This is a genomic window from Clostridium sp. AF19-22AC (genome assembly GCF_003479085.1).
Lineage (GTDB): Bacteria > Bacillota > Clostridia > Lachnospirales > Lachnospiraceae > Faecalicatena_A > Faecalicatena_A orotica.
The window spans coordinates 187,131-198,641 of the sequence record NZ_QUGN01000010.1; the positions used below are offsets into that span (position 1 = coordinate 187,131).

At 39.8% G+C, this 11,511-nt stretch carries 9 protein-coding genes and 1 riboswitch; of the genes, 5 read left to right on the top strand and 4 right to left on the bottom strand.

What is annotated here, in order from left to right; genetic code table 11:
* Positions 1-37: 37 nt before the first annotated feature.
* On the bottom strand, positions 38-943 hold the full coding sequence (locus tag DWX43_RS13440; RefSeq protein WP_118620629.1) for an SGNH/GDSL hydrolase family protein: 906 nt from the start codon (positions 941-943) through the stop codon (positions 38-40).
* 235 nt (positions 944-1,178) lie between these two features.
* Between DWX43_RS13440 and DWX43_RS13445 the strand changes: the two genes are divergently transcribed.
* Together DWX43_RS13445 and DWX43_RS13450 are read left to right on the top strand one after the other, a co-directional pair.
* Positions 1,179-1,916 (top strand): AraC family transcriptional regulator, encoded by a 738-nt coding sequence (locus DWX43_RS13445; RefSeq protein WP_118620630.1) that lies wholly within the window; start codon positions 1,179-1,181, stop codon positions 1,914-1,916.
* 178 nt (positions 1,917-2,094) lie between these two features.
* Positions 2,095-3,480 carry a glycoside-pentoside-hexuronide (GPH):cation symporter gene (locus DWX43_RS13450; RefSeq protein ID WP_182440691.1) on the top strand — a complete coding sequence of 462 codons (1,386 nt, stop codon included), beginning with the start codon at positions 2,095-2,097 and terminating at the stop codon, positions 3,478-3,480.
* A gap of 57 nt (positions 3,481-3,537) precedes the next feature.
* Here the strand turns inward: DWX43_RS13450 and DWX43_RS13455 are convergent, their stop codons facing one another.
* Positions 3,538-4,602, bottom strand: a complete 1,065-nt coding sequence (locus DWX43_RS13455) for an AraC family transcriptional regulator (RefSeq protein WP_118620632.1) — start codon at positions 4,600-4,602, stop codon at positions 3,538-3,540.
* A 169-nt stretch (positions 4,603-4,771) separates the two neighbouring features.
* On the opposite strand from DWX43_RS13455, the gene DWX43_RS13460 reads away from it, so the two are divergent.
* Positions 4,772-7,513, top strand: coding sequence for a family 78 glycoside hydrolase catalytic domain (locus DWX43_RS13460; RefSeq protein WP_118620633.1), 2,742 nt, complete (start codon positions 4,772-4,774; stop codon positions 7,511-7,513).
* Between the two features lie 93 nt (positions 7,514-7,606).
* On the top strand, positions 7,607-8,314 hold the full coding sequence (locus DWX43_RS13465) for a DUF975 family protein (RefSeq protein ID WP_118620634.1): 708 nt from the start codon (positions 7,607-7,609) through the stop codon (positions 8,312-8,314).
* A 57-nt stretch (positions 8,315-8,371) separates the two neighbouring features.
* Here DWX43_RS13465 and DWX43_RS13470 read toward each other — a convergent pair whose 3' ends face one another.
* On the bottom strand, positions 8,372-9,745 hold the full coding sequence (locus DWX43_RS13470) for an NCS2 family permease (RefSeq protein WP_118620635.1): 1,374 nt from the start codon (positions 9,743-9,745) through the stop codon (positions 8,372-8,374).
* 320 nt (positions 9,746-10,065) lie between these two features.
* Positions 10,066-10,161: riboswitch (purine riboswitch) on the bottom strand.
* A 553-nt stretch (positions 10,162-10,714) separates the two neighbouring features.
* On the opposite strand from DWX43_RS13470, the gene DWX43_RS13475 reads away from it, so the two are divergent.
* Positions 10,715-10,945 carry a hypothetical protein gene (locus DWX43_RS13475; protein WP_182440692.1) on the top strand — a complete coding sequence of 77 codons (231 nt, stop codon included), beginning with the start codon at positions 10,715-10,717 and terminating at the stop codon, positions 10,943-10,945.
* 101 nt (positions 10,946-11,046) lie between these two features.
* Here the strand turns inward: DWX43_RS13475 and DWX43_RS13480 are convergent, their stop codons facing one another.
* Positions 11,047-11,349 carry a hypothetical protein gene (locus tag DWX43_RS13480; protein ID WP_109729755.1) on the bottom strand — a complete coding sequence of 101 codons (303 nt, stop codon included), beginning with the start codon at positions 11,347-11,349 and terminating at the stop codon, positions 11,047-11,049.
* Between the last annotated feature and the right edge of the window lie 162 nt (positions 11,350-11,511).

The window sequence follows — 11,511 nt, forward strand, 5'->3', positions numbered from 1 at the left end:
ATTCATTGCTAGTTTTACAGGTGGTGTCTGTTGTGCGTTAGTCTTCAAATAGTTTCATTAGTACTTTTGCATATACTTCATGTCCCTCGACAGATGGGTGATTAATTCTATTGGCAAGAAGTTCTTCCCAAGGGCAGCCGGCGCCCTTTGCAGCGTTCCAAACAGCTCTTACATCAGCTAAGCATACTTGTTCTTCCTGCGCAGTCTCCCGTATTTTCTGAGCTCTCTGCTCTGTCGTCGGATTACATACTGTCGCAGATGAATCTGAAAGTAGTTTATTAGGAAGATCACCATTAGGTGTAAGCAGAATAATGTCTGCGTTTGTTTTTCTCTTTAGTTTTTGTACCATTTTGCGTAATAAAGTCTTATAAACTTCGGCATTACCAAACTTATCATCATCCCAATTTAATGAACCGTTAATTAAAACTAAATCTGGACTATAGCGGACCACATCTCTGTCTAATCGGTTCATCATTGACAGCATGTTGTCTCCAGCGATGCCGGCATTGATAATAGAGACAGACGTAAGTTCATATTGATCAATTAATTTTTGCCTGAATTTCTCAATATAGCTTTCTCTGGCATCATAGATTTCGACTACAGGCAATCCTCCCATGTGCTCAATTTCCATTCTTATTTCTTCGAGGTCCACACAAGACTCAAGTCTTGTGAATAGTGATTCCATCTGTTGCTGAATTTCTTGGGTCATGATACTTTCAAAATGTCCCGCTGTGACAGAATCACCAAGTGCTACAATTACTGGATTTTTACGCTCCAGTCCGTCATCATCTGTAAAACCAAATAGACTACCAGCCATACCAGTATTCGTCTTCATCTTTTGGATAAATCGTTCCGGTTTTACAGGGCTTTGATTTGCAAACTTATCCGCACATTGCATAAATATGTCTGAATAAGGCTGCCTGATTCTGAAGGTTGTTTTCATTTTACCCTCCTTATTTTCGATTTTAATAAATACGATATAAATAGTTATATCAATATGCAATAAGTATAAGGTGATTTGTCTATTTGTGAAATGGAGTAAGTAATTATAAAAAATGGATAATTATATACTTTAATTTTCATTACATGAGTTCGAATAGTACAATTATTAAATTATTTTTTAGTATAAAATAATTATATTAATGGTTATTCACTTTATTAGATGGAGGATTTAACGTATGAAGATGGATTTTTCAGCAGTAATTATTTCGGATAATGAAGTTCTTTCGCCAGTAGATTATTTCCGTTATCTGCTGCTTTTAAAAGGGAAAGGTTTTTACCATATAGAAAATAAGACATTTGAACTCTCACAGCATGATCTCGCATTAATTCCAATAAATGTAGAAGCTGCTTTCAGTTGTGATCCACAAAATAGCTTATTATTTGGCCTGATAGAGCTGAAAAATTTTGAGTCGGCGATACTAACACCTTATGTTTTTCCGGCTAAAGATACCGCACTAATACATAAGCTTTACGATCTTGGTCTTGAAAATCATGATATTACTCTTCCATTTTATGAGAATATAAATGAATTAATCAATCAGCTTATGTTTACTGCACTGGTTGCTGTCGGCAGCCGCCTGCGTAAAATTAACGCAGAAGTATTTGAAGTGATTAATGATATAAATAAAAATTATACTAATGCTGATTATGATGTGAGAAATGTAATTACAATGACGGGATATACCATGAATCATTTTCGAAAAATGTTTCGTGATGAAACTGGCTTGACTCCAAATGAATTTATTACTAGAAGACGCCTCGATCATGCCGGGGACCTCTTTCGCCAATTTAAGGACAGAATTCCAATTAAGGAGATTGCTTTTCAATGTGGATATACAGACCCTTATTATTTTAGCCGAATATTTAAAAAACGTTATGGAGTTTCACCACAACAGTACATAATAAAACTTTGATGGATTGAAAACCATTTATACTATTTGAAGCCGTATAAAGTTTATTTTGTACAATAAACATATCTCAAAAATACATGTCCTTGCGTAAAAATACAATTATACTCTATATCAGAAACAACAAATGTTGTTCCGGCTATTGAAAAGGAGCAGCAATGGTTAACAAAAGGAGGAAATGATTGTGGGTAACAATTCAAAACAAGAAGACGGGAGACTTTCAGTAGGACGTCGAATTTGCTACGGTTTTGTAGATGCAGGCGGAGGATTTTCGTTTACTATGGTGAGCTCTTACCTAACCGTATTTTACACAGATGTTGTAGGTCTTACACCTGCGGTAATCAGTATTATCATGCTGGTTGCCCGTATCTGGGATGGCATCAATGATCCAATGATGGGGATGATTGCTGAGAAAACCCGTACAAGGTGGGGAAAATACAGACCATATTTGTTATTTGGAGCTCCAATTCTTGGATTATTAACAGTATTAACCTTTACTTGTCCCGGGTGGACAGGACCGGCACAGATCTTTTATAGTGCAATGACATATATCCTTTGTGGTATGTGCTATACGGCAACAGGAGTTGCAGGAACGGCTCTTGCAAATGTACTTACTCGAAATAATCAGGAAAGAATGGTTCTGATTTCATTCAGAGGTGTGATTTCGCAAATTGCTAATTTAATTACAAGTGCGGCAACTATGCCTCTGATTTTATTCTTTGGTAATGGAGATGCATCAAGTGCAAGAGGATATTTCAGCGCAGTTGTCATTTATGCTATTTTAGGTACGATTTGTTACTGGATTACATTCGCCGGTACAAAGGAAGTGATTGTTCCGGAAGTGGATGCTCCCAAAGTTCCAATGCTTGATAGTTTGAAGCTTGCTTTTAGTGACAGCAATATTCGTAAACTTTTAATCGGATACCTTCTTTATATGTGTGGTATCTTCTTCAGAATTGGAGTTATGGTCTATTTCTTCTTATATGTAGTTGAAAAACCAATGTGGCTTGCGACAGCAGGTGTTGTGATGACGGCTGCGATGGCAGTACCGAACTTTATAGCACCATTCCTTGCAAAGAAATTTGAAAAGAAGAAATTGATGATGGCCTGCTTAGCTCTGGGCGCAGTAGGTGGCGGAGTCTTATTCCTTGGAGGAAATATGATGAGCCTGCCGCTTATTCTCATTGGAACAGCCGTATTCCACGGATGCGGAGGGGCTGTTGGAACATTCTCGTATGGATTAATTGCAGAAATCGTGGATGATATGGAAGTACGTACTGGAAAACGGGCAGACGCTGTTGTATTATCAGTCACTTCATTCTCTGTTAAAGTAGGAAATGCATTAGCAGGCACCGTAGGAGTTCTTCTTTTAGGTGCTGTAGGATATGTAGCAAATGCCGTACAGTCACCAGAAACAAAAATGGCTATGAATGCTGTAATTAATCTTGTACCAGCGTTATTGCTTTTATTAGCAACTATTCCCTATTTCTTTATCACCATGAGTAGAGAAAAAGCAGCGAGAAATCAGGAAATTCTTACAGCAAAACACGCAGGAAAAGAAGCCGAATAATAGAGACTTGTGCTTTGGAAGATTAAAAAGGAGAAAACGAAGAAATATATGGAATAATCAAGTTTTCTCCTCTTTCTTCTGATTTAACTTCCGATATTCATTCGGTGACATATGAAAAATTTTAGTAAATTTGCGATTAAAGTGGCTTGCATCAAAACAACCGTATTCCTGTGCTATTTCTGTAACACTCATCTCGCTTTCTAAGAGAAGGGAAGCAGCTTGTTTCATGGTGATTTCATTTACAAAGTTCACAAATGATTTTCCAGTGTATTTATTTAGCAGACGGCTTAAATAAGATTTGTTATAGCCAAAAAAATCAGCAGTTGTCTGAAGCGAAATATTTTTGGCATTAACAGTAATATATCCGATCAGTGAAATAATCAAATCATTTGGCTTGTCATTGTATGGATCGGCAACAACGGCCATTAATTCAAAGTTTCTAAGGATATGAATAAAAATCTGCCGGACAATGAGGGCAACACATTCGTTATATAAATAATCCTTATCACTGCGTTCCAGATAGATTTGATACATCAGTTCATGCATCCACCGGTCAGATCCGGTAGGATAGAGGATATACGGTGTCACGGAATGCGTGTATAAAATACTTTCGAAAAACTGCAAAAGTGTTGGAAAACGGTTCATCAGCTGCATAAAAGATTGGTCAAACAACTTCTGACTCATTAGTATATTAATAACAATTGTGTCATCGTCTGTAGCTGAAACCGCATGAATGGCATTTGGCGCCAGAATACAAAGGTCACCTGTCACCATTTTAAGTTCCTGATCTTCGATAAAATGAGTACATACTCCTTTATATACATAAATGAGCTCTACAAATTCGTGGTTGTGGAGAATCGGGAAACTATAACGACTGTGACGAATAATCTCTACACGATCGTCTGGTGCATGAAAAACATTGTACGCAGTAGAATCGTCCAGATTGTTCCCCGCGTGGCGGTGATGCTGCACCATTATTTTATAAGTTTCTTTTATGTGAGGATCAAGCTGCTCGAATTCGCTATAAGTCATAGGCTTTATAAAATACTGTTTGCCGCTGGCTTCGTAAAATTTTTTGTATTCGATTTCCAAAGAATCAAGCTGATAAAAATTTTCGTACATGATAAGGGATACTCCAAATCGGGAAAAATTTATTTTTTAGTTTTCGATTTTATCATAACCCTTTTTAATGTGGATAACAAGACTTATATTTTGTTTGTTTTTACAGGACATATAGAAAAATTATAGAAAGAACCTGCCATTTGGCTGGATCGAGGAGGAGACGTAATAAATGAGTTTAGAAGTATATGATTTAAGAGTAGAACATCGAATAAATCCTACAGGGATTGATTCACAGAAACCAAGATTTTCATGGAAATTAAAAAGCAGCAAACAAAATGTGAAACAGGAGACATATCGTATTCAGGTAGCTGCTGATGAATGCTTTGAACATGTGATTTGGGACAGTTGTGAAGTAAGGTCAGATGCTTCACAAAATGTCAGATATGCCGGGGAAGAGTTGAAAAGTCTGCAGAAATTATACTGGAAAGTGAAAGTGGAGGCTGCAGGTGACTCGGCTGAAAGTGAAATGGCAGAATTTAAAATGGCAATGCTTTCTGAGGATGAATGGCAGGCAGATTGGATTGATGTATCTATGCCAGATGAAGATATTGAGAAAATGCAGCCTGCTTCAAATCTAAGAAAAGAATTTTCAGTGAAAAAAGGATTACGTCAGGCCCAGATTTGTCAGACGGCTCATGGCCTCTATGAATTCTGGATTAATGGGGCACTGGGAACAGATGAAGTATTCAAGCCTGGTTTTACAAGTTATTATCACCGCATGCAGTATCAGATATACGACATTACAAACCTGCTGGCAGAGGGCCGCAATGCATGGGCAGTTACTGTTGCCGACGGGTGGTGGCGCGGTATGTGCGGCGGGTTATACCGCAATACATTTGGCTACACATTGCAGTTTTTAGGTCAGATTATACTTGATTATGAAGACGGATCAAGAGAAATTATCGGAACAGATGAATCATTTAAATGGGCACAGTTAGGCCTTCGAATGAGTGATATGAAGTTTGGTGAGATCTTTGATGCAGCTATGGAGCCTGAAAACTGGAAGAAACCGGGATTCGATGATTCTTCATGGATGCAGGTCAGAAAAGCAGAAGGGGAACATTTAGAAAAAAGTGTTCTTATTTCTCAGACAGGACTGGCAAGTAAAGAAAAAGAACATTTTAAACCAGTTATTTTTACAGATACACAAGGGGATACCGTTCTTGATTTTGGGCAGAATCTTGTTGGTTATGTAGACATGAAATTCAAGAATTTAAAACGTGGTCAGAAAGTTACGATTACACATACAGAAGGTTTGAAAGATGGTGCTTTCTATTTAGGAAATGTGTGTACCGCGCTTCAGGATAATACGCATTATCAGCAGATTGATTATATTGCAAGAGGAGATGCCGAAGAAAGCTATAAATCGTCGTTTTCAATCTCAGGATTCCGTTATGTCAAAGTGGAAGGGGTTGATTTTGAAAAAAACCAGCCAGAATTTGAGGCAATTGCAGTTTATTCAGATATGGAACAAACAGGTGATTTCATATGTTCAAACGATCTAATTAATCAACTTGTGAAAAACAGCCGCTGGAGTCAAAAAGGTAATTTCCTTGATGTTCCGACAGATTGTCCGACCCGTGAGCGAAGTCCGTGGACAGGAGACGCACAGGTCTACGCGAAGACAGCATCCCGCTTTATGGACGTGTATGCATTCTTTGAGAAATGGCTAAAAGATGTGAAAACAGAACAGTATCGTAATGGCATGGTTGCAAACTCTGTTCCGGCTACAACGTCCATGCATTTTGCTGAAGAGGTTGAGAGACTGATACGTGAAGATAAATGTGGATTTATTATCCCGGGTATTGCGGGGCCGGACGGAAAGCCGGGGATGTTTGACGGTTCTTCTGGATGGGGGGATGCAGCGACAATCGTGCCGTTTATGATGTACCTGTGCTATGGAGATGTTCAGGTATTAGAGAATCAGTATGAAAGTTCAAAAAAATGGGTGGATTATATGCTGACATCTGCAAAAGATGAAAATCCTGAAAGATTAGATCGTCCTGAATATCATACATTTTGTGATGGTGTCAGAGACGCAGATTATATTTTTGATACAAAATTTCACTTTGGCGAGTGGTTAGAACCATTGTCAGAGGAGTCGGGAGATCCGGCCAATCAGGATATGTCTTCTGCAACAAAACCCAATGATGCAATAGTGGCAACCGCATACATGTACTATTCATCAACATTGGTTGCACAGATGGCAGAGATACTTGGAAAGGAAGAAGATAAGACATATTACGAGGAAAAAGCAAAACAAATTAAACGCGTATATAACAAATACTATATACAGGAAGATGGAACGATTATAGAGAACAAACAAGCATCCTATGTACGTGCTCTTCAATTTGGATTATGTAACGAAGAGAATAAGAAAAAAGTTGCGGATAAATTAATTCAGGCAGTAAAGGATAATGGTATGTGTTTAAACACGGGCTTTTTGTCAACACCATTCTTATTATACCAGTTAGTGGAGAATGGCTACACAGAGGAAGCATACCAGGTTCTTGAACAAACAAAGAATCCAAGCTGGCTGCATGCAGTAACATTAGGAGCGACTACTATTCTGGAAGAATGGGCAGGACTCGATAATCATATTAATTCATACAATCATTATAGCTATGGAGCAGTATGTGACTTCTTATTCGGAGTGACATGTGGAGTACAGCCATTACTTAAAACACCGGGATACAAACATTTTGAAATTAAACCGATTCCTGGTGGAACACTTACTTTTGCAAAAGCAGAATTTGATAGTCCATATGGTATGATTCTTTCCAAGTGGAAGAAAACGGAAAAAGGATATGTGTTTAACTTTGAAATTCCAGTGAATACAACCGCTTCGGTTGAATTGCCGGATGGAACGATTCATGAAATTGGAAGTGGATCATATAGTTACGAAATATAATAAGAATATTTTGGTGGATTTTAATCTCCGCGCAGAGTATAATGAAAAAGACTTAAGTTAAGAATGCTCATTATACAGGAGGGTGATATTATTATGTGGAATCGAATGAGCCTAAAAATGAGGGCCAAACAGGCGTTCCGGAGAAATTACTGGTCAGCTGTTGCCGTAGCGCTGGTCATGTCAATCATAACAACAATATTTTATGCATCAGGTTCCAATGGCGCTCGCGGACGCCATTCCTTTTACGGGGGAGGCTATTTCTCTGAATCTTCTCTGATCTATGCCACAGTCATAGCTACGGCAGGGGTTCTCGGAGCGGGGATGGTTGTATTTGATGTATTTGTCGGAAATGTACTGATTGCAGGAGGCTGCCGCTTCTTTGTACTGAACCAGACCGAACCGGTTACGGCAGGAACCCTTGCTTACGGATTCAAGTCGGGAAATTATGGTAATATCGTTCTGATTATGTTCCTCAGAGACTTGTTTACCGCCCTGTGGTCGCTCTTATTCATAGTACCGGGTATCATAAAACACTATGAATATCTCATGGTGCCATACATCATTGCGGAGAATCCGGGAATGCCGAGAGAAGAAGCCTTCCTCATCAGTAATAAGATGATGATGGGGCAGAAGTGGGAGGCATTTGTACTGGATTTGTCCTTCATCGGCTGGGGCATCCTCACAGTCATGACAGGCGGGATTGTCGGTGTCTTCTATGCAGAACCATACCGTCAGGCCACATTTGCGGAATTATATTCATTTAATCGTGCAATGGCATATCAGAACGGATATATCAGATAAACGGACAAAAAAAGACGGGAAATGTCAGCCAAAACATTTCCCGTCTTTTTTGCGTTTTTAAATCAGTACATATTTCAAAACGAACAATATGGCCAGTATATACATAAGTAAACTAATCTTTTTCTCTTTTGCCTTTCCTGTTACAAGATTGATGACTACATAAGAGATAACTCCGAATGAGATGCCTTCGGAAATGCTGTACATAAACGGCATTGCAATGATACAGATGAATGCCGGGATGGTCTCTGTGTAATCTTCAAAGTCAATCTTAACGATGGATGTCAGCATCAGGAATCCTACGATAATCAGCGCCGGTGCAGTTGCGAACGACGGGATTGCAAGGAAGATCGGTGACAGGAACAGGGACAGTCCAAAGAGCAGTGCAGCAGTGATACTTGTCAGTCCTGTACGTCCGCCTTCAGATACTCCGGATGCACTTTCCACAAATGTAGTTGTCGTAGATGTTCCGAGTGCGGCACCAACAGATGTTCCGACAGCGTCTGCCATAAGGGCGCCCTTGATCCTCGGGAGCTTCCCGTCTTTGTCAAGCATATCAGCCTTGGATGCAACACCAATGAGGGTTCCAAGCGTATCGAACATATCTACAAACAGGAATGCAAACATGATGATTACGAAGTCCAGTGTAAATACCTTTGAGAAATCCATGTGCATGAATGTCGGCGCAAGACTCGGGACAGAAATACCTGCTGAAAAATCAGGGAGCAGGCTGAACCATCCGGCCTCTGGTGTCGGTTTGTATATTCCGACGAGCTGACAGACGATGCCGAGCAGCCAGGTGATCAGGATTCCCCACAGGATATTGCCTTTTACCTTCTTTACAAGAAGGATGGCAGTGATCAGAAGCCCGACAAGTGCCAGCAGCACCGTAATCCCTTCTGTGTTGAATGTTCCGTTCTCGATGGAACTCTTAAAGGAGAATACGCCAACCAGTGTAGAGGAATCTACAACGATCTTGGCATTCTGAAGTCCGATGAATGCGATAAATAATCCAATACCTACAGAAACAGCGTGCTTCAGATTCATAGGAATCGCATTAAAGATTGCTTCGCGGACATTTGTCAGTGACAGAACGATAAAAATAATACCTTCAATGAATACTGCACTCAGTGCCATCTGCCACTTATATCCCATACCCATGACTACCGTGTATGTAAAGTAAGCATTCAGTCCCATACCGGGAGCCAGAACAAATGGGTAATTGGACAGGATGGCCATCAGGCAGGTCGCGATAAAGGCTGCCAGGGCGGTTGCCGTAAATACAGCCCCCCGGTCCATTCCCGATTCAGCCAGAATGTTAGGGTTGACGGCCAGGATGTAAGCCATTGTCATAAATGTCGTAATACCCGCCAGAATCTCTGTTTTAACGTCTGTGTGATTTTCTTTTAGATGAAATATTTTGTCTAAATTCATAATTCCCTCCTACCTCCACTCCCCGGGAAATCTTCCCTGTGAGCTAATCATTTTTTCTAGGTTGATATTCTAAGCAGTCAAAGCATGCCTGTTATGGCAGATGCCGTCCTGCGCCTGACGCAGGCGTGAGTTTCTCGAGAGAAACTTATGTTTTACACACCTCCTTTTTCCTGAATTCTGGCTGTTGGCTGCTGTTGTATCTGATGCCGTATGTAACTGTTCCTGAAGCAGAACAGGTACGATGATTCTAAATGGATGAGATGATAGGAAATATCTGGATACAAAAAAACTACCGGACTCGTCTATATTTCCCTGCACCATGATCCATACGGGAAATTTATAGACAGCTATTACGGTAGCTGGTAGAGACGCCCAACCAATTATGGGCATATATAAATTTACGACCTAAAAATTATTTAGTTTATCTAAAAATTCGTTTGGAACCTATAATTACCATACACTATTTGCCGGAAAAATGCAATCCTAAATTGAAAATTAGTTGTGAAAATTATAGTGTATGACCAAAAAAGAAGAGAGAAATTGTGAAAAAGTACTAAATAAGCGGGGGGGTGAAAAACAGTCAGGGAACTTATCTCAGATAAAATAGGCTGGGGCAGGAAAAGGAAAGGACTGCTGACATGTCATACATGCAGCAGCCCAGAGAAAAGGGAAAATCTATCTGAAATTGTTAATTGTAAGTTTTAGGCGAAGTCCAATGGCCGCAGATGCACGCTGCAAGTGCAGCCATCGTCTTCTGTTTTTCATGTATATAGAATAACAACCAATTGTGAATGCATTGTGACGAGAAATGGAAATATTTATTAATTTAATATAAGATATTTATAAAAGGTGAAAAAGAGGAATAGAGATAATTGAATCCGGACAGGGAAAGGGGTATAATTCTTTTATCATATTTGCGGCGAAGAATGCATTATGTATGACGAGATAAAACAGCAGGAGTGGAGATTTATGAGAAGAATGGAATTTACGATGGACAGGGATGGGTTAGTGAAGATTGGAGATCAGGTGAATGTGATTGAAGGGAAACTTCCCAGTTCCTATTACTACACGATAGAACATGCGATTGCCATGAGCGGGAATTATCCGAACCGTGAAAGGCTGAAAACAACCCGGGGAACCGTAGTGGATATTCAGTCCAGCCTCATGGGGAAATGTGTAATATTGGAATTCAATGAATAAAAAGAGGCTGCCGTAAAATGTGAAGAACTGTCAGGATACTGCCCGGACCAGAGTCAGGGTCAGGAAAAGCCTGTACAGAACTAACATTTTGCAGCAGCTTCTTATTTTTTATATACAATATGCATACTGTTGCTGACAGAGTCCTGCCAGAAGTCTTTCTTCTTCTCATACATCTCATGGAGCCACTGGATTGCAGAATCCATTCCCTCATCTGACATCGGGAAAGATGCATGCTCTTTATTTTCATCTGGTGTCTTGTCAAAGGACCAGGGCTCGGGATAGACCGTGACAAGAAAGGTCTCTTTATCAGCGGCGGCTTCAAAATAGTATCTCATGCCTTTGTGACAGCCGGAGAAGGGCTCCTTTTTCAAACCCGGGACGGGGATCAGCTTTTTATCAATCATGGGTTAATTCCTCCTTCCGAAGTATATGGTAACGTGAACATTATAGCATAAATTTTAAATTGGAAAAACATTTTAAGACTTTTAGGAGATATATGTGTGATATACAAGTTACTGTTCACTCCCAATGTCAGTTAGTTAAGGATGGGTCTGGGCAGACCTAAA